The sequence below is a fragment of the Leifsonia sp. SIMBA_070 genome, assembly GCF_046534635.1.
Classification (GTDB): Bacteria; Actinomycetota; Actinomycetes; order Actinomycetales; family Microbacteriaceae; genus Leifsonia.
On the sequence record NZ_JAWRYK010000001.1, the window covers coordinates 399,852 to 418,260 of the forward strand.

General features: G+C 69.6%; 21 protein-coding genes. 13 read left to right on the top strand and 8 right to left on the bottom strand.

Annotated features, from left to right (window positions below; all coding sequences use genetic code 11):
- Positions 1–256 precede the first annotated feature (256 nt).
- The 6 genes from rplJ (at position 257) to SB754_RS01845 (ending at position 4,127) form a co-directional block, all read left to right on the top strand.
- Positions 257–772, top strand: a complete 516-nt coding sequence (rplJ, locus tag SB754_RS01820) for a 50S ribosomal protein L10 (RefSeq protein WP_410780647.1) — start codon at positions 257–259, stop codon at positions 770–772.
- Positions 773–825: 53 nt separating this feature from the next.
- Positions 826–1,215, top strand: coding sequence for a 50S ribosomal protein L7/L12 (gene rplL, locus SB754_RS01825; protein ID WP_064110997.1), 390 nt, complete (start codon positions 826–828; stop codon positions 1,213–1,215).
- A gap of 234 nt (positions 1,216–1,449) precedes the next feature.
- Positions 1,450–1,593: a hypothetical protein gene (locus SB754_RS01830; RefSeq protein WP_410780648.1), complete on the top strand. Its 144-nt coding sequence runs from the start codon at positions 1,450–1,452 to the stop codon at positions 1,591–1,593.
- Positions 1,594–1,677: 84 nt separating this feature from the next.
- Entirely contained in the window at positions 1,678–2,331 is a 654-nt protein-coding gene (locus SB754_RS01835; protein ID WP_410780649.1) for a class I SAM-dependent DNA methyltransferase, read from the top strand.
- Positions 2,332–2,359: 28 nt separating this feature from the next.
- The gene (locus tag SB754_RS01840; RefSeq protein WP_410780650.1) at positions 2,360–2,824 is read left to right on the top strand and encodes a MarR family winged helix-turn-helix transcriptional regulator; all 465 of its coding nucleotides are present in this window, start codon (positions 2,360–2,362) and stop codon (positions 2,822–2,824) included.
- Between the two features lie 64 nt (positions 2,825–2,888).
- Entirely contained in the window at positions 2,889–4,127 is a 1,239-nt protein-coding gene (locus SB754_RS01845; protein ID WP_410780651.1) for an MFS transporter, read from the top strand.
- 198 nt (positions 4,128–4,325) lie between these two features.
- On the opposite strand, the gene SB754_RS01850 is transcribed toward SB754_RS01845, so the two are convergent.
- The 5 genes from SB754_RS01850 to SB754_RS01870 form a co-directional block, all read right to left on the bottom strand.
- Complete coding sequence (locus SB754_RS01850; RefSeq protein ID WP_410780652.1) at positions 4,326–5,333, bottom strand: LacI family DNA-binding transcriptional regulator; 1,008 nt, start codon at positions 5,331–5,333, stop codon at positions 4,326–4,328.
- Positions 5,334–5,344: 11 nt separating this feature from the next.
- Positions 5,345–5,587, bottom strand: coding sequence for a hypothetical protein (locus SB754_RS01855; protein ID WP_410780653.1), 243 nt, complete (start codon positions 5,585–5,587; stop codon positions 5,345–5,347).
- A gap of 2 nt (positions 5,588–5,589) precedes the next feature.
- Entirely contained in the window at positions 5,590–6,504 is a 915-nt protein-coding gene (locus SB754_RS01860; RefSeq protein ID WP_410780654.1) for a carbohydrate ABC transporter permease, read from the bottom strand.
- The gene (locus SB754_RS01865) at positions 6,504–7,544 is read right to left on the bottom strand and encodes a carbohydrate ABC transporter permease (protein WP_410780655.1); all 1,041 of its coding nucleotides are present in this window, start codon (positions 7,542–7,544) and stop codon (positions 6,504–6,506) included. The genes SB754_RS01860 and SB754_RS01865 overlap by 1 nt, the downstream gene beginning before the upstream one ends.
- Positions 7,545–7,628: 84 nt before the next feature.
- On the bottom strand, positions 7,629–8,912 hold the full coding sequence (locus SB754_RS01870; RefSeq protein ID WP_410780656.1) for an ABC transporter substrate-binding protein: 1,284 nt from the start codon (positions 8,910–8,912) through the stop codon (positions 7,629–7,631).
- A 163-nt stretch (positions 8,913–9,075) separates the two neighbouring features.
- Here SB754_RS01870 and SB754_RS01875 point away from each other — a divergent pair, with 163 nt between their 5' ends.
- Both SB754_RS01875 and SB754_RS01880 read left to right on the top strand, forming a co-directional pair.
- Positions 9,076–10,953: an ABC transporter ATP-binding protein gene (locus SB754_RS01875; protein WP_410780657.1), complete on the top strand. Its 1,878-nt coding sequence runs from the start codon at positions 9,076–9,078 to the stop codon at positions 10,951–10,953.
- Between the two features lie 62 nt (positions 10,954–11,015).
- A complete protein-coding gene (locus SB754_RS01880) occupies positions 11,016–12,272 on the top strand; it encodes an Nramp family divalent metal transporter (protein ID WP_410780658.1) in 1,257 nt (418 codons plus the stop codon).
- 92 nt (positions 12,273–12,364) lie between these two features.
- Here SB754_RS01880 and SB754_RS01885 read toward each other — a convergent pair whose 3' ends face one another.
- Positions 12,365–13,042 carry a metal-dependent transcriptional regulator gene (locus tag SB754_RS01885; protein ID WP_410780659.1) on the bottom strand — a complete coding sequence of 226 codons (678 nt, stop codon included), beginning with the start codon at positions 13,040–13,042 and terminating at the stop codon, positions 12,365–12,367.
- 66 nt (positions 13,043–13,108) lie between these two features.
- On the opposite strand from SB754_RS01885, the gene SB754_RS01890 reads away from it, so the two are divergent.
- Genes SB754_RS01890 through SB754_RS01900 form a run of 3 tightly spaced genes read left to right on the top strand, consistent with a single transcriptional unit; the run spans position 13,109 to position 16,099 of the window.
- Positions 13,109–14,473 (top strand): cystathionine beta-synthase, encoded by a 1,365-nt coding sequence (locus SB754_RS01890; protein WP_410780660.1) that lies wholly within the window; start codon positions 13,109–13,111, stop codon positions 14,471–14,473.
- Between the two features lie 2 nt (positions 14,474–14,475).
- Positions 14,476–15,660 (top strand): cystathionine gamma-synthase, encoded by a 1,185-nt coding sequence (locus SB754_RS01895; protein WP_410783242.1) that lies wholly within the window; start codon positions 14,476–14,478, stop codon positions 15,658–15,660.
- A gap of 19 nt (positions 15,661–15,679) precedes the next feature.
- The gene (locus tag SB754_RS01900) at positions 15,680–16,099 is read left to right on the top strand and encodes a VOC family protein (RefSeq protein ID WP_410780661.1); all 420 of its coding nucleotides are present in this window, start codon (positions 15,680–15,682) and stop codon (positions 16,097–16,099) included.
- A gap of 90 nt (positions 16,100–16,189) precedes the next feature.
- Here the strand turns inward: SB754_RS01900 and SB754_RS01905 are convergent, their stop codons facing one another.
- On the bottom strand, positions 16,190–16,453 hold the full coding sequence (locus SB754_RS01905) for a hypothetical protein (protein WP_410780662.1): 264 nt from the start codon (positions 16,451–16,453) through the stop codon (positions 16,190–16,192).
- Between the two features lie 238 nt (positions 16,454–16,691).
- Between SB754_RS01905 and SB754_RS01910 the strand changes: the two genes are divergently transcribed.
- Both SB754_RS01910 and SB754_RS01915 read left to right on the top strand, forming a co-directional pair.
- Entirely contained in the window at positions 16,692–17,804 is a 1,113-nt protein-coding gene (locus tag SB754_RS01910; protein WP_410780663.1) for a glutamate--cysteine ligase, read from the top strand.
- Between the two features lie 61 nt (positions 17,805–17,865).
- Complete coding sequence (locus tag SB754_RS01915; RefSeq protein WP_410780664.1) at positions 17,866–18,135, top strand: hypothetical protein; 270 nt, start codon at positions 17,866–17,868, stop codon at positions 18,133–18,135.
- Here the strand turns inward: SB754_RS01915 and SB754_RS01920 are convergent.
- Positions 18,132–18,338, bottom strand: a complete 207-nt coding sequence (locus tag SB754_RS01920; protein ID WP_410780665.1) for a hypothetical protein — start codon at positions 18,336–18,338, stop codon at positions 18,132–18,134. The two genes, SB754_RS01915 and SB754_RS01920, sit on opposite strands and share 4 nt — an antisense overlap.
- Positions 18,339–18,409: the final 71 nt, after the last annotated feature.

Sequence of the window (18,409 nt, forward strand, 5' to 3'; positions counted from 1 at the left end):
CCCGATTTGCGCCGGAGGACGGCATCCCGTACTCTGATCGGAGCCAAAGACCGCTGGTCGTCGTGCATGCATGACCGAAGATCCACTCAGGTGGGCGCCCGCGCAGGTGTATGAAGCAAGTTCCGCAGTCTTCTGCGTCGCCAGCTCCGTGCCTCTGCGCCGGAGCTTTTTTCTTTGCCTGCGGCACCGTTGCCCAGCGACTTTGGCGGGCACATCGCCTCCGCGATGTGCGACGAAGAAGATTGAGGAGTAGGCCATGGCGAACAAGGAAGCCACGGTTGCCGAGCTCGAGGGACTGTTCGAGAGCTCTGCCGCCGTTCTGCTGACCGAGTACCGCGGTCTCACTGTTGCCCAGCTCAAGACGCTGCGCAAGTCCATCAGTGAGCACGCGACGTACGCCGTGGTGAAGAACACGCTGACCAAGATCGCGGCCAACAACGCGGGCATTTCGTCGTTCGACGACGAGCTCGCGGGGCCGTCCGCGATCGCCTTCGTGCACGGTGACCCTGTCGCCGTCGCGAAGTCGCTGCGTGACTTCGCCAAGGCAAACCCTCTGCTGGTGGTCAAGGGCGGTTACTTCGACGGTAACGCCCTGACCGCAGAAGAGGTAGGCAAGCTCGCCGACCTCGAGTCCCGTGAGGTTCTGCTGGCCAAGCTGGCCGGCGCCTTCAAGGCCTCGCTGTTCGGAGCCGCATATCTGTTCAACGCACCGCTGTCGCAGGCCGTTCGCACGGTCGACGCGCTGCGTGAGAAGCAGGAGTCCGCTGCCTGAGTCCTCACGGACCAGGACAGCGGTGAGTAACCACACACACTAAGGAGAGAACAATGGCAAAGCTGTCGACTGACGAGCTGCTCGACGCGTTCAAGGAGCTCACGCTCATCGAGCTGAGCGAGTTCGTGAAGAAGTTCGAGGAGACCTTCGAGGTCACCGCCGCCGCCCCCGTCGCCGTGGCCGCCCCGGCCGCCGGTGGTGCGGGCGCCGCCGCCGAAGAGGTCGAGGAGAAGGATTCCTTCGACGTCGTCCTCGAGGCCGCCGGTGACAAGAAGATCCAGGTCATCAAGGAGGTGCGCGCCCTCACCAGCCTCGGCCTCGGTGAGGCGAAGGCCCTCGTTGACGGCGCACCGAGCACCGTGCTCGAGGGCGCCAACAAGGAGACCGCCGACAAGGCGAAGGCTCAGCTCGAAGAGGCTGGCGCCACCGTCACCCTCAAGTAGTCGACGCCCCGTCGGGGCTCTTCTGCAGACAGGCTGACAGTCGTCTGATCGCGACGCGGACTCCTCCTTTATAGAGAGTGTCCGTGTTGTGGAGGGCGTCGCCCCCGCAATGGGGCGACGCCCTCCGTGCGTTTAACGACGTCCGGACGCGGATGCTCAACCATCCCACGCGTCCGATCGCGCCTGCCCGCGTGCATCGGTGTGCAAGGACGCACAACCGGAAGAAGAACCACGATGAGTACCAGCACCTGGCGTGCCTACGCCTCCGCACTGCGCGACTTCGGTCACGCGATGCTCCACGGCGAGGACCGCGACAGCGGTTGCCACCCGCCGGATCTGTGCCGCAGGACCCTCCTCTACGACAGGTACCTGCGGTAACACCTCTGAAGCGCCCTCGGCCAGCCCGGCCGGGGGCGCTTCGTCGTCAGTCGCTCCGTCGCCCCTCGCCCCTAGACTCCGACCGTGACTGCCGAACCCGATGACGTGACCGAGACCCGCACCGCCTACGACCTCGTCGCGGAGGACTACGCCGAGCTGCTCCAGGACGACCTCGCGGAGAGCACGTACGACCGCGTGATGCTGGGCGCCTTCGCCGAGCTGGTTCAGCGGGCCGGAGGCGGGCTGGTCGGCGACCTCGGCTGCGGCCCCGGGCGGATCGCCGGATATCTGGCAGGCCTCGCGCTCGACGTGGTGGGCATCGACCTTTCGCCCGGGATGGTGGAGGTCGCCCGGCGCGACCATCCCGCCATCCGCTTCGAGGTCGCCTCCATGGCGGCGCTGCCGTTCGCCGACGGGCAGCTGGCCGGCGCGCTGGCGTGGTACTCCGTCATCCACACGCCGGAGGAGCGGCAGGACGAGCTCTACGCCGAGTTCGCCCGGGTCGTCCGCCCGGGCGGCGTGCTGCTCCTGGCGTTCCAGGTGGGGGAGGAGGTGGTGCACCTGACGCACGCGTACGGGCACGCCCTCGAACTGCACACCCGCCGGCAGGTTCCGGAGCGCGTGCGCTCGCGGCTCGCGGAGGCGGGGTTCACTGTGCAGGCCGAGCTGACCCGGCAGCCGGTGCCGCCGGAGAAGTCGCCGCAGGGCTACGTCCTCGCCCGCCGCGAACTTGATTAACATAGGCAAGCTATATATAATTGTTCTCATGCCCGAGACTCCCGAACTCCACCAGATCCTCGGCGACCTCGTGGTCGCCGCACACCGCCTCACCCGTCTCGCCGCCCGCGTCACCGGGAGCACCGAGTCGCCTGCGACCTGGCGCACGCTCAGCGTCCTCCAGACCGTCGGCGCGATGCGCCTCGGCGAACTCGCCACGCACAGCCGGGTCTCGCAGCCGACGATGACCAAGATCGTCCGCAACCTCGTCGACGCCGAGTGGGTCAAGCGCATCGCCGACACCGCCGACGCCCGCGCCTGGCAGATCGCCATCACGGCGAAGGGCGCCGACGCGCTCCAGACCTGGCGGGACGAGCTGTCCGCCGCTCTCGTGCCGATGTTCGCCGACCTCAGCGACGACGAGCTCGCCGCCATGCGATCAACCGTCGAGATCATCGGGTCACGCGTCGACCTCTCCGCCGCCGCCTCGGCCGCGCTGGCCGGCAGCCGCTGACCGCACCCGCCCTCGCACCCCCACCTCCCCATCCGCAGAACAGCCAAGGAGCCGACACACCTCCATGTCGCATGAAAGCCCCACCAGCATCCTGAAACAGCCGACCGCCGTCTGGGCGGTCGCCTTCGCGTCCGTCATCGCCTTCATGGGCATCGGGCTCGTCGACCCGATCCTCCCGGCGATCGCCAAGAGCCTCCAGGCGACACCCACCGAGACGGAGATGCTCTTCACGAGCTACCTGCTGATCACCGGCATCGCCATGTTCTTCAGCAGCTTCATCTCCAGCCGCATCGGCGCGAAGAAGACGCTGCTGATCGGACTCGCCCTGATCGTGGTCTTCGCGCTCGCCGCCGGCCTCTCGCAGAACGTCGAGTCGATCATCGGGTTCCGCGCCGGCTGGGGCCTCGGCAACGCCCTGTTCATCTCCACGGCGCTGGCGACCATCGTCGGTGCGGCGTCCGGAGGCACCTCGTCGGCCATCATCCTGTACGAGGCGGCCCTCGGGCTCGGCATCGCGATCGGCCCGCTGCTCGGCGGGCTGCTGGGCAGCTGGAGCTGGCGCGGCCCGTTCTTCGGAACGGCCACCCTGATGGCGATCGGCTTCATCGCGATCGTCTCCCTGCTCAAGAAGAACCCCGAGAAGCCGCAGCCGACGCGCCTGTCCGCTCCGTTCCGCGCGCTCGGCCGTCCCGCTCTCGGCTTCCTCGCCGCCGCCGCGCTGTTCTACAACATCGGCTTCTTCGTGCTGCTGGCCTACACGCCGTTCGCGCTGGTGCCGCTCGGTGTCGAGGATGCGATCACGCTGGGCCTGATCTTCTTCGGCTGGGGCCTCGCACTCGCCATCACGTCGGTCCTGGTCGCTCCGCTGCTGACCGCACGGATGCCGCGCACCCGCGTGCTGTGGCTGGTCATGCCACTGCTCGCGCTCGACCTGCTCGCCGCCGGCCTGTTCGTCAGCTCGCTGGTCGCGCTGATCGTGTGCGTGATCGTCGGCGGGCTGCTGCTCGGCATCCTGAACACGGTGCTGACCGAGTGCGTGATGGAGGCCACCGACCTGCCACGCTCCGTGGCGTCGAGCGCCTACTCGGGCGTCCGCTTCCTCGGCGGGGCGATCGCGCCTCCCGCGGCCACGCTTCTCGCCGCCATGGTGGGCCCGGCGATGCCCTTCTACGCCGGCTGCATCTCGGTGCTCGTCGCCACCGCGCTGATCCTGATCGGCCACAAGCACCTGAAGCGGGTGGATGCGCCGCACGAGTCGACCCAGCAGGAGGCCGAAGTGCTGTCCCTCGCGGACGCCGACTGAGGCGGACCTCCGGGCCAGCCCCGAAGAACCCCCGATATGCGGAGAGCCGCCCCGGCCTAGCCTGGGCGGCTCTCCCCGTCATACGGGCCCCGAAAGCCCGACGGGCGGCCTCCATGTGCTGACCGTGCCTACCCGAAAGGCGCGCTCAGCCGGACGGCCGCGAAACCATTCTCTCAGAAGCCCGGCTGTTCTCCGGCGTCAACGCGGCGGCGCGGTGGATGATCGCACCACCAGGCTGACCGGCGAGCGCACGGAACCGGTCCGGGGCTCGGCGCCTGCCAGCTCGTCCAGCAGTATGCGCGCCGCCGTCGCTCCCTGCTCGAACGGGTCCTGCGCCATCGTGGTCAGCCCGAAGCCCGCCGCGTAGTCGTGGTCGTCGATGCCGATGACCGAGAGGTCGTCCGGCACGCGGAGGCCGTGATCCCCGGCCGCCAGGATCGCGCCGAAAGCCATCTCGTCGGAGCCGGCGAAGACCGCGGTCGGCCGCGGTCCAGGGCGGCCGAGCATGCGGTGCATCGCCGCGCGGCTCTCCGGCAGCGAGAAGCCACCGGGGATGACCCACTCGGGACGGACGGGGAGTCCCGCGTCGCGCATCGCATCCTTGAAGCCGTGCAGCCTCCCGATCGGCACCTGGCTGTTGAGGCCCTCCTCGTCCTCGCCGCCGAGGTGCGCGATCGCGGTGTGACCGAGCGAGATGAGGTGCGTCGTGGCGGTGTAGGCGGTGGACGTCTCGTCGATGCCGACACTGCGCAGACCCTTCACCGGGCCGCCGACCACAATCGTCGGGTGACCCAGCGAGGCCAGCTGCTCCCGCTCGTCTGTGGTGAAGTCGAGGCAGAGCGCGAGGAGCGCGTCCGTGCGCTTGCGCAGGATGCTGCGGTGGAACACGCGCTCACGGTCTCCGCGGTGGCCGCCCAGGTTGAACAGGATCATGTCGTAGCTGGCCGACCGGAGTTCCGCATCCACGCCCTCCAGCACCTGGGTGTAGAACCAGCGGCTCACCGACGGGACGACGACCCCCATGGCGAGGGTCCGCCCGCTGGCGAGGCCGGACGCGCTCGACGACGCGACGTAGCCCAGCTCGTCCGCCGCCTGGCGCACCGCCGCCCGCGTCTTGTCCGACACGTTCGGGAGCCCGCGCAGCGCCCGCGAGACGGTGGCCGTCGAGACGCCCGTCGCGCGCGCGACCTCCTCGATCCCGGGCATGGGCGCGCCGCTCAGACGTCCTGCTGGGCGCGCAGCAGCGCCTCCTCGGCCTCCTGCCGCCGCGCCAGGATGCGGCGGCGCAGCTGCAGGAGGCCGATGAAGGCGAGCACGAGCGCCAGCAGCGTGAGCGCCCACCCGAGCGCCGGTTCGCCGGTCAGCTCGCAGAAGAGCGTGATCCCGAAGAACGCGACAGCGAAGAAGCCGACGAAGCCGAGGCCGACGTCGACCATCTCACGGGAGTCGCTGAACCGCATGGTCAGCCCTTCACGCCGCCGGCCGTCAGACCCGCGACGATCCGGCGCTGGAAGATCAGCACCAGGATGATCAGCGGGACGGTGACGATCGTCCCGGCCGCCATGATCGCGGTGTACGGCTCCTGGTGCGGCTGGCTGCCGGTGAAGGAGGCGATGGCCACGGTGACCGGCTGGGTCGCGTCGCTCGACAGCTGGCTGGAGATCAGGAACTCGTTCCACGACGAGATGAACGCCAGGATCGCGGTCGTGAACACCGCTGGGGCGGCGAGCGGCAGGATCACCTTGCGGAACGCCTGCGCCTGCGTGCACCCGTCGATGCGGGCCGCCTCCTCGAGGTCCCACGGCATCTCCCGGAAGAACGAGTTCAGCGTGTAGACCGTCAGAGGCAGTGCGAACGAGATCTCCGGGATGATCAGCGCCTGGTAGGTGCCCATCCAGCCGATGTTGGTGAACAGCTGGAACAGCGGCGTGATCAGCGCGACGCCGGGGAACATCGACGCGGCGAGGATGATGCCGAGCACGATGCCCTTGAACCGGAAGTCGAGCCGGGCGAGGGCGTACGAGGCGAAGATGCCGACGACCAGCGAGATGGCTGTGACGCAGAGCCCGATGAACAGCGAGTTCAGCAGGGCGCCCGGCAGGTTGTTGCCGAGTTTCGTCGAGAGCGCCGTCGCGTAGTTGTCGAGCGTGACGTGGGTGAACCAGGGCGTGTTGTCGCTCGTGAAGCCGACCTCGCGGAACGAGGTGACGACCATCCAGTAGAACGGCAGGAGGCACCAGATCACGATCACGAGCGCCTGGATGCCCGTGCGGGCACTGGCGTTCCGGCGACGGCGCCCGGAGCGGTTGGTGGTGCGGGTGCGGGGGAGCGCGCCCGCTTCGGCGGTTGCGGCGGCCTGTCCGGCGACGGCGGTCATCACTTCGCCCCCTTCTGCTGGGTCTCCTGTGTTCGGACCACGTTCGTCCCGAGCAATCGGACGAAGATGAACGCGATCAGGAAGATGATGATGAACGTGATGGTGGAGAGTGCTGCCGCGCTGTTGAACCCTTGCCTGATCTGGTCGACGACCAGGATCGACAGCGTCGTCGTGGCATGACCTGTGCCACCACCGCCTCCGGTCAGGATCTGCGGCAGGTCGTAGATGCGGAGCGCGTCGAGCACGCGGAACAGGATGGCGACCATGAGCGCCGGCTTCAGCAGCGGCAGTGTCACACGCCAGAACCGCTGCAGGGTGCCTGCGCCGTCGACCTTCGCCGCCTCGTAGACGTCCTCGGGGATGACCTGGAGGCCGGCGAGGATGAGCAGCGCCATGAACGGCGTCGTCTTCCAGGTGTCCGCGATGATGACAGCGAAACGGGACGCCCACTCGTCACTCGTCCAGAGGATGTGAGCGCCGAGCACGGCGTTCGCGACACCGGCGACCGAGAAGATGAAGAACCAGAGCTTCGCGGTGACGGCGGTCGGGATCGCCCACGGGATGAGGATCGCGGCGCGGACGAAGCCGCGGCCGCGGAATGCGCGGTTCATGATCAGCGCGAACCAGAGGCCGAGCAGGGTCTCGAGGACGACGGTCGTCACGGTGAAGAAGAAGGTGACGAACACGGCGCTCCAGAAGCTGGAGCCGAGGTTGCCGGGCGGGCAGCTGATCGTGGTGCCGTTCGGCCCGGCGCACTGCTGGAACAGCCAGTGCGCGTAGTTCTGGAAGCCCGCGAAGCCGCCCTGCACGAACAGGCCGGTGGCGGGATCGAGGCCGGCGTCCTTCTGGAAGGACATCACGATCGCGCTGACCACCGGATAGCCGATGACGATGGCGAGGAGGACGAGCGTGGGGACGATGAGGTAGAGGGCCCAGCGACTCTGCTGGCGGCGGTTCTTCTTGACGCCGGCGCGGACAGGCGGTGTGCCGTCACGACCGGTCTGGGTGGACGAGGGGGCGACGACGTTCGACGTTGACATGTGTGCCTCCGGAGGAGATCTGGGTAGGGGTGGGGCCGGGCGGCGGGAGAGTTCCCGCCGCCCGGCGACCGATTCCGGCCGGGCTCAGCCCGCCGTGGCGGTCTGGATCGCCGAGGACATGTCCTTCAGCGCCTGGTCGACCGTCTTGTCGCCCTTCAGCGCTGCGTACGCGTTGTCCTGAACGGCCTTGGTGATGGCCGGGTAGAACGGCGACACCGGACGGGGCACGCCGTTGGCGATCGACGTCTTCAGGGTCGACAGGTACGGCAGCTGGTTGTTCAGCGCGGGGTCGTCGTACAGCGACGACACCACGGGTGCGAGCGATCCCTGGGTCACGAAGAACTTCTGCGTCTCCTCGCTCTGCAGGAACTTCAGGAACTCGAACGCGGTCGCCTTGTGCTTGGAGTACACGCTGATAGCCGCGTTGTGACCGCCGAGGCTCGAGACGCCCGGCTTGCCGGCCGTGACGCCCGGCAGCGGTGCGATCCCGAAGGTGTTCTTCACCGTGGACGAGCCGTCGGTCTTGGCCAGGTTGTAGACGTACGGCCAGTTGCGCAGGAACAGCAGCTTGCCTGCCTCGAACGCCTGCCGGCCCTGCTCCTCCTGGTAGGTGATGGCCTCTGCCGGGATCTGCCCGTTCTTGAAGCCGTCCACCAGCCGGGTGAGTCCCGCCTTGGCTTCGCTCGAGTCGACGGTGACCTTCTTGCCGTCCTCGCCGACGATGGTGCCGCCGTTGGTGTTGATCGCCTCGGCTGCATTCACCGTGAGGCCCTCGTACTGCGCGAACTGCCCGGCGTAGCAGCCGATGCCCTGCGCCTTGGCGATGTCGCAGTCCTTGAGCATGTCATCCCACGTCTTCGGCGGGGTGGTGACCAGGTCTTTGCGGTAGTACAGGATGCCGCCGTCGGAGGTCTGGGGTGCGGCGTACTGCGTGCCGTTGTAGGTACCCGACTTGACGGTCGGCGCGAGCAGGGACGAGTTGTCCATCTTGAACGTGCCGGTCAGCGGCTGCAGCCAGCCCTTGGCGGCGAACTCTGCCGTCCAGACCACGTCGACATCGACCACGTCGTAGTTGGAGTCCTTCGCCTGGAAGTGCTGGACGAGGTCGTCGTGCTGCTGGTCGGCCTGGTCGGTCTGCTCCTTGAAGGTGACCTTCTCGTTCGGGTGGGCGGCGTTCCACTTCTCGATCAGCGGGCGGACGACGTTGGAGTTGTCCTTGCCCTGCACGTAGGTGATCGGGCCCTTGCTGTCGGTGTTGGCGCCGGCGTCGCCGCCGCCGCTACCCGACCCGCCGCCACCGGTGCATCCGGCCAGTGCGAGGCTCGCCAGGGCCACACCGGCGATCACGGAGAGACGCGCTGCTTTCATTTCACTCCTCATTGAGCTCTTGGTGCGGGCGCGGCTGCGCCCGGGCTCACCGTACCCCGACCGTCGCGCGTCATGCAAGCGTTTACGTCAAGCGCTTGCATCACGGTTCCGTCACGCGGGACCCCGGCCCGGTCCACCCCCGAGGGAGGGCTACGCTGAATCCATGAGCGGGATGCGCGGCATGGGTGGCGGCGGCCGCGGGCGCATCAGCGGCGGCGACGCCGAGGCGCAGCGGGCGATCAACGCCGGCGCGCCGAAGATCCCGCATCTGTTCCGCCGCATCGTCGAGCTGTTCGCGCCGCACCGGATGGCCATCGTCGTCACCATCGCGCTGGTGCTCGTCGGCGCCGCGCTGACGGTCGTCCCTCCGCTGCTCACCGAGCGCGCCTTCGACCACGGGCTGTTCCCGCCCGGCGGCAAGCCCGACCTCCCGGTGCTCGTCGAGATCGTCGTCATCATGCTCGTCGTCTTCGTCGCCTCCGCCCTGCTCGGCGTGTGGCAGACGTACCTGACGGCCTCCGTCGGCAACAAGGTGATGGGCGCGCTGCGCATCCGGCTGTTCTCGCACCTGCAGTCCATGGAGCTGAGCTTCTTCACGCGGACCAAGACCGGCATCATCCAATCGCGGCTGCAGAACGACGTCGGCGGGGTCGCCAGCGTCCTGACCAACACGATGTCGAGCATCCTCGGCAACACCGTCACGGTGATCGCCGCCCTCGTCGCGATGCTCCTGCTCAACTGGCAGCTGACGATCGTCGCCGTCGTGCTGATGCCCATCCTGGTGATCGCGCAGCGCCGGGTCGGCCAGGTCCGCGCCAGGATCGCCACGAAGACGCAGGAGTCGCTGTCGGACATGACGGCGATCACCCAGGAGACCCTGAGCGTGTCCGGCATCCTGCTGTCGAAGAGCTTCAACCGGCAGGGCGCGGAGGTGCAGCGCTACTCCGACGAGAACGGCAACCAGATCCGCCTGCAGGTGTCGCAGGCGATGAGCGGCCAGTGGTTCTTCGCGATGGTGAACGTGTTCCTCTCGTCCATCCCGGCGATCGTCTACCTGGTCTCGGGCTGGCTCATCCTCGGCGGTGCGCCCGACATCACGGCGGGAACCATCGTCGCGTTCACCACCGTGCAGGCGCGACTGCTCTTCCCGTTGCTCGCGCTGATGCGCGTCGCGCTCGACCTGCAGACCTCGGGCGCGCTCTTCGCCCGCATCTTCGAGTACCTCGACCTGAAGCCGGCGATCGCCGACCGCACGGACGCGGTGCCGGTCGACCCGGCGCGCGACCTGGGGCGCATCGAGTTCGACCACGTCGTGTTCCGCTACCCGGACGCGCGCGAGGGCGAGCGCAACACCCTCGACGACGTCTCCTTCGTCATCCGGCCCGGCGAGTTCGCCGCCTTCGTCGGCCCGAGCGGCGCCGGCAAGACCACGGTGTCGTACCTGATCCCGCGGTTCTACGACGCGACGAGCGGCCACATCCGCTTCGGCGACGCGGACGTCCGCGACCTGCAGCAGGAGTCGCTGGTCTCGCACATCGGGGTGGTCAGCCAGGAGACGTACCTGTTCCACGCCACCATCGCCGAGAACCTGCGCTACGCGCGGCCCGACGCGACCGACGAGGAGCTGGAGGATGCGGCCCGGCGGGCGAACATCCACGAGACGATCGCCGGCTTCCCCGACGGCTATGCGACCGTGGTCGGGGAGCGCGGCTATCGGCTCTCCGGCGGCGAGAAGCAACGGATCGCGATCGCCCGCGTGCTGCTCAAGGACCCGGAGGTGCTGATCCTCGACGAGGCCACCAGCGCGCTCGACACCATCTCGGAGCGGGTGGTGCAGCAGGCGCTGGACACGGCCTCCAGCGGCCGCACCACCATCGCGATCGCCCACCGGCTCTCGACGATCGTCTCGGCCGACGTGATCTTCGTGATCGACCACGGGCAGGTCGTCGAGCACGGCACCCACCGCGAGCTGCTCGACCTCGGCGGCGTCTACTCGCGGCTGTACCGCGAGCAGACCGAGACGGTGGTCCTGGAGGAGTAGGCCGCGCAGGCCGCGGTGAGAGTTAGACTGGGCTAACTTTCGCGAGCAGGCGGGGAGGCCGGATGAGCGTCGACGTCACCGAGCGCCGCCCCCGCGCCGCGCCCGCGCGCATCCTGCTGCTGCTCGGGCCGGCCTTCGTGGCCGCGATCGCCTACGTCGACCCGGGCAATGTCGCCGCCAACCTGACCGCCGGCGCCCGCTACGGGTACCTGCTGGTCTGGGTGCTCGTCGCCGCGAACGCCATCGCCGTCTTCGTACAGTACCGCTCGGCGAAGCTCGGCATCGTCACCGGGCGCAGCCTCCCGGAGCTGCTGGGGGAGCGGCTGGGGACGGGCGCGCGGCGGGCGTACTGGGTGCAGGCCGAGCTCGTGGCCGCGGCGACCGACATCGCGGAGGTGATCGGCGGCGCGATCGCGCTCAATCTGCTGTTCGGCCTCCCGCTGCCTCTCGGCGGTCTCATCGTCGGGGTCGTAGCGATCGGCATCCTGGCGGTCCAGACGCGGCGCGGTCAGCGGCCGTTCGAGGCGGTCATCCTCGGGCTGCTCGCGGTCATCGCGGTCGGTTTCCTGGCCGGGCTTTTCGTGAGTCCCATCGACTGGGGGCAGGCGGCCGGCGGTCTGGTGCCGCGGTTCGACGGCGCCCCGACGGTGCTGCTCGCGGCGAGCATGCTCGGCGCGACGGTCATGCCGCACGCGATCTACCTGCACTCGGCACTGGCGCGCGACCGGCACGGCGCGACACCGGACGAGCAGCACGACGCCGGCCGGATCCGCACACTGCTCCGGGCGACCCGGCTGGATGTGGTGCTCGCGCTGGTCCTCGCCGGTGCGGTCAACATCGCCATGCTGCTTGTCGCCGCTGCGTCGCTGCGCGGTGTCGCCGGGACGGACACCATCGCGGGCGCCCACGCTGCGATCTCCTCGGCGTTGGGCCCGGCCGTCGGTATCGTGTTCGCGGTCGGCCTCCTCGCCTCGGGCCTGGCCTCCACGTCGGTCGGCAGCTACGCGGGGGCGACGATCATGGGCGGTCTGCTGAAGCTGCGGGTGCCCCTGCTCGCCCGTCGGGTGGTGACCCTCATCCCGGCGGTCGTCATCCTGGCCCTCGGCGTGGACCCGACGTGGGCGCTGGTGCTGTCGCAGGTGTTCCTCAGCCTCGGGATCCCGTTCGCGATGATCCCGCTGCTGCGGCTGACCGGCTCCCGGGCCGTCATGGGCGACGCCGTCGACCCGGTCTGGACGCGCATCCTCGGCGCGGTCGTGGCCGGCCTGGTCGTGGTGCTCAACCTCGTCCTCGTCGTGCTGACCGTCACCGGCGGCTAGCTCGCCAGCCGCGTGTGCGCCCCTGCGTCACGTTCGCGCCTGCGCGCCCCGTAGCGCACGTTACAAACGGGCGCACTCACTCCGCGTGCGTCCTACGGCACCGGCCGGGTAGCCACCCAGAGGGCGGCGGCCTCGGCCTCGCCGAGTGTCACCGCGGCGCCGGCGACGTACACGGTCAGCACGCCGGCGAAGGCGGGATGCCGTTCCACGGTGAGCGCGGTGTCCAGCCCGATGCCGCGCTCGCCGAGAGAACGGAGGACGGCAGGGTCGGCGTCCGAGATCCGGACCACGGTGAGGGACGCGGCGGGAGGGGCCGCGAGCAGCGGCACCGCGTCCGGCCGGCGGGGGGTGCCGTCGGCAGTGGGGATGGGGTCGCCGTGCGGATCGCGCGCCGGGAAGCCGAGCCGGCGGTCCATCCGCTCCACCAGGTCGTCCGAGACGGCGTGCTCCAGCACCTCCGCCTCGTCGTGCACCTCGTCCCAGCCGTAGCCGAGCTCCTCCACCAGGAAGGTCTCGATCAGCCGGTGCCTGCGCACCATCGCCACGGCGTGCCGGCGGCCGGCGTCCGTGAGCTCGACGCCGCCGTACCGCTCGTGCGCGACCAGCCCCTGCTCGCCCAGCCGCCGGATGCCGTCCGACACGGTCGCCGCCCGCACGCCCATCCGCTCGGCCAGCTGCTTCACGGTGACCGGCCGATCCGACCATTCCGTGGCGGTCCAGATGATCTTGAGGTAGTCCTGAGCGACGGACGACAGCTCGGACACGGACATGAGGCGATTCTAGGGCGGCCCGTCACGGGCTCGTCCGCGACGGGCCGCGCTGTTAAGGTGGGTCGGGTGAAGTACGCAGAGACCATCATCGACTTGGTCGGCGACACTCCGCTCGTGAAGCTCAACAGGCTGACCGACGGAATCGCGGCGACGGTGCTCGTCAAACTCGAGTACCTGAACCCCGGAGGTTCGTCGAAGGACCGCATCGCATCCCGCATCATCGACGCTGCGGAGCAGGACGGGCTGCTTGCGCCCGGCGGCACCATCGTGGAACCGACGAGCGGCAACACCGGAGTCGGGCTCGCCCTGGTCGCGCAGCAGCGCGGCTACCGGTGCGTGTTCGTCCTCCCCGACAAGGTGGGGGAGGACAAGATCAACGTCCTCACCGCCTACGGAGCGGAGGTGGTGGTGACGCCCACGTCGGTGCCGCCCGAGCATCCCGACTCCTACTACTCGGTGTCCGACCGGCTCGCCGCCGAGATTCCGGGGGCGTTCAAGCCCAACCAGTACTTCAATCCGAACGGGCCGCGCAGCCACTACGAGACCACCGGTCCCGAGATCTGGCGCGACACCGACGGACGCGTGACCCACCTGGTCGCGGGCGTCGGGACCGGCGGCACCATCACGGGGACAGGACGGTACCTGAAGGAGGTGTCCGAGGGGCGCGTGCGCATCATCGGCGCCGATCCGGAGGGCTCGGTCTACTCGGGAGGCACCGGCCGCCCCTATCTGGTGGAGGGCGTGGGCGAGGACTTCTGGCCCGGCGCCTACGACCCCGAGGTCGTCGACGAGGTGATCGCGGTCAGCGATGCCGAGGCGTTCCGGATGACGCGTCGGCTGGCGCGCGAGGAGGGCATCCTCGTCGGCGGCTCCAGCGGCATGGCCGTCGTCGCCGCGCTCCGAGCCGCGAAGGACCTGAGCGCCGACGACATCGTCGTCGTGATCCTGCCCGACGGAGGCCGCGGCTACCTCGCCAAGATATTCAACGACCGGTGGATGCAGTCCTACGGCTTCAGCGAGGTGCCCGACGAGTCGACGGTGCACGACGTCGTGAAGACCAAGCGAGGCGACCTGCCCGACCTGGTGCACACGCACCCGTCGGAGACGGTGCGCGACGCCATCCAGACGATGAACACCTACGGCGTCTCACAACTGGTGGTCCTCACCGCGGAGCCGCCCGTCATGATGGGCGAGGTCGCCGGCGCGCTCGACGAGCGCTCGCTGGTGGACGCGGTCTTCAGCGGGCACGCCGAGATGAGCGACTCCGTCGGCACGCACCTCGGCGAACCGCTGCCGCTCATCGGCATGAACGAGTCGGTGACGGCGGCGCGAGCAGCGCTGGCGAGCGCCAGCGCCCTCCTGGTCACCGACGGCGGCAAGCCCGTCGCGGTGCTCACCCGCCAGGACCTCCTCAACTACTTCAGCGACTGACGCTGCCTCAGACGCACCACGCGAGACGGAAGAAAACGACCATGACACACGGCTTCGCCACGCGCGCCATCCACGAGGGTCAGGAGTTCGACCCCACCACCGGCGCCATCATCCCCCCGATCTACCAGACGTCGACGTTCGTCCAGGACGGCATCGGCGGCCTCCGCAACGGCTACGAGTACGGCCGCGGCGGCAACCCGACGCGCACGTCCCTCGAAACCCTGCTCGCGTCGCTGGAGGGCGGCGTCCGCGCGCTGTCGTTCGCGTCGGGCCTCGCGGCGGAGGACGCCCTGCTGCGGGCGGCACTGCGCCCGGGCGACCACATCGTCCTCGGCAACGACGCCTACGGCGGCACCCACCGGCTGATCGACCGCATCCACAGCGAGTGGGGCATCCGCAACACGACCGTCGACCTCGCCGACCTGGATGCCGTGCGGACGGCGCTCGGAACCGACGGCACGCGGATGCTCTGGATCGAGACGCCGAGCAACCCGCTGATGAAGATCAGCGACATCGCCGCGCTCGTCGAACTGGGGCATGCGGTCGGCGCGGTCGTCGTCGTGGACAACACGTTCGCCTCCCCGGCCCTGCAGCAGCCCCTCTCGTTCGGGGCGGACGTCGTCGTGCACTCGACGACCAAGTACCTGGGCGGCCACTCCGACGTGATCGGCGGGGCGCTCGTGTTCGCGGACGAGGAGCTCGCCGCGAAGGCCCAGTTCCTCCAGTTCGCCGCCGGCGCCGTCTCCTCGCCGATGGATGCGTGGCTCACCGTCCGCGGCATCAAGACGCTGCAGGTGCGGGTCCGTCGGCACAGCGCCAACGCGCAGGCGATCGCGGAGGCGCTGGTCGGTCACGCCGGGGTCGAGACGGTGTACTACCCGGGGCTGCCGGACCACCCCGGTCACGACCTCGCGGCGCGGCAGATGAGCGGCTTCGGCGGGATGCTGTCCGTCGCGCTCGCCGGGGGTGCGCAGGCGGCGCGCCGGTTCGCGGAGTCGACCCACGTGTTCCAGCTGGCGGAGTCACTGGGCGGCGTGGAGTCGCTGATCGGCTATCCGTCGGAGATGACCCACGCCTCGGTGAAGGGAACGCCCCTCGAAGTCGCGGACAACATCGTCCGGCTCTCGGTCGGTATCGAGGACGTCGACGACCTGCTGGAGGACGTGGAGCAGGCGCTCGGTCGGTAGCCGGCGCTAACCTCGCCGCATGGACCAACGCATCAGCCTCGTCACGCTCGGCGTCTCCGACCTGGGGCGCTCGCGCGCCTTCTACGAGGAGGGGCTGGGCTGGGTGCCCGCGGACGCGCCCGAGGGCGTCGTCTTCTACCAGCTGCCCGGGATGGCGTTCGCTCTCTTCGGCCGCGACGATCTGGCGGAGGACGCCCGGCTGCCGATCGACGGTGCGTTCAGTGGCATCACCCTCGCCTGCAACCAGCGGTCGGAGGGCGACGTGGATGCCGTGCTCGCGCAGGCCGCGGCGGCCGGCGCGCGCATCCTGAAACCGGCCGAGCGGGTGTTCTGGGGCGGCTACTCCGGCTACTTCGCCGATCCCGACGGCCACGTCTGGGAGGTGGCGTACAACCCCGGGTGGACGCTGGCGGCCGACGGAACGCTCACCGTCGGCTGAGTCTCGCCCGCCGATTCGTGACGAATGCGGCGTTACCCCATCCCGATTCGTGACGAATGTGGCGTCTCGCGGCGCTGAGGCACCGATTCGTCACGAATCGTGCACGGCCACCGGGTACAGGCGCGTCGCCCGCTCGAAGAAGCGCGGGGGAGTCGGGTCGGCCTCCACGTGGCCCGTCCGGTGGAGGCAGCGCAGGTCGGCGAAGAGGCCGGGGAGGCCGAGGAGGTGCAGCTCGTCCACGGTGATGCCGGGGCACTGCGTGATGAGGGCGAGCAGCCGGGCCCGCGCGGCGTCGTCGCCGCGCTCGGTCAGCAGCGTCTCGCTGAACGGCACCCGTGCCGTCGTGTCCCACATGGCGACTCCTCGCTCGTGCCTGCGCGACGACGATTCGTTGCGTGGCAGAGTCAGTTATAGGGGAAGCCTCAGCGCCCGGCAAATGGTATATGAGGGAATCCACATGGATGCGCCGCAAACGCGCAACTAATCGGCATCGGCACCCTGGGCGCGACCGGACCACTGCGCGGGATCTCCTGGGCGGATTCACGGGAGGCGGGGGCTTGTCCGGGTGCCGCGCGCCACCGATAGTGGAGGGGTGAGGACTTTCGGGGTGGAGGAGGAGCTCCTCCTGGTGGACGAGCGCGGGGCGGCTTCGCCCGTCGCGCCTCTGCTGCTCGCCGACGCCCCGCCGGTCATCGACGGACCCTCGGTGAGTGCCGAGATCCAGCAGGAGATGATCGAGACGCAGACGCGTCCGCAGCTCCGGACCGGCGAACTGCTGCTCGACATCATCGCAGGGCGCGAACTGGCAGACGGTCTCGCCCGAACGCACGGCGCCCGTGCGGCCGCGGTGGCCATGTCGCCGATGCGGCTGCGCCCGCATGTCACGGAGGACCCGCGCTACGCGACCATGATCGAGCGCTACGGGCTGACGGCGCGCGGAACCCTCGTCTGCGGTTTCCACGTCCACGTCGGCATCGAGTCGCGCGAGGAGGGCGTCGCGGTGCTGGACCGCATTCGCACCTGGCTGCCCACGCTGCTCGCGCTGAGCGCCAACTCGCCGTTCTTCGGCGGCGCCGACACAGGGCACGCGAGCTACCGGTTCGTCGCCTGGCACCAGTGGCAGAGCGCAGGACCCACCGACGTCTTCGGATCGGTGGAGGCGTACGACCGGTTCGAACGGTTCCTGGTCGACACCGGCGTCATCCTCGACACGGGGATGCTGTACCTGGATGCGCGCGTCTCGCGGAAGCATCCCACCGTCGAGATCCGCGTCGCCGATGTCTGCCTCGATCCCCGGGACGCCGCCACGATCGCGGCCATCGTCCGGGCGCTGGTCGACACGGCCGTCGCCGAGTGGCATGCCGGGGTCGCGCCGGCGGCCGTCCCGTCCGCAGCCCTGCGCCTTGCCGAATGGCAGGCAGCACTCACCGGGGTCGCCGGGATGCTTCCGCACCCGGTCACCTGGCGGGAGGCCTCCGCGGGGGAGGCCGTGCAGGCGCTGCTCGGGCACACCTCGGCGGCGCTCGAGGCGAACGGCGACCTGGCGGTGGTCCGTCGGGGCCTGGAGCGCATCCAGCAGACCGGGGGAGGAGCCGGCCGGCAGCGCGCCGCGTTCGCCCGCCGTGGGCGCATCCGCGACGTCGTGGCGCACGTCGTCACGGCGACCCACGAGCAGTCGGAGGACGACGACCTGGTCGTCGCATGACCGCCGCCACTGCGCGTCACGCGCCCTTCCGTGCGCACGCGATCGCGCCTATTCTGCGGTCATGACGGAGAAGGAGCTCGCGCACCAGCACGCCGTCTACACCTACGGCTCGCTGCCGCTCACCCTGATGTACAGCCCGACCGCCACCGCCGCGTGGGAGGTCTACTACGGCGGCGAGTACCTCGGCCTGATCGAGGAGGTGCACACCACGGGGGAGCTGTGGCCCGCCTTCGTCGCGCGCCTTCCCGGCGAGGAGGACGCCGGCGACGGCATCCCCGCGAGGGACTGGCGGGTGGCCGTGGAGATCCTCGCAGGTCAGGCCGGTCTCTAGAAGGCGAACTGCGACCACTCGTCGCGCGCCAGCTCCATCTGCTCGCCGCGGGAGTCGACGATCCAGGCGTCCGGTGTGCAGGCCACATAGGTGCACAGCAGCGTCTCGCTCGCCCAGCCGTCCGCGGTCCGCACCCACCGGACCAGATGGACGTCCGCCCCCACCTTCGGAACGTTGCCGATCGGAGTCTCGAAAGTCGTCACGCTGCACTCCTTCCCCCGGTGCCGCCTGTCTGAGACCGACACTAGCGGGGTACAGGACCGGGGGACAAGAG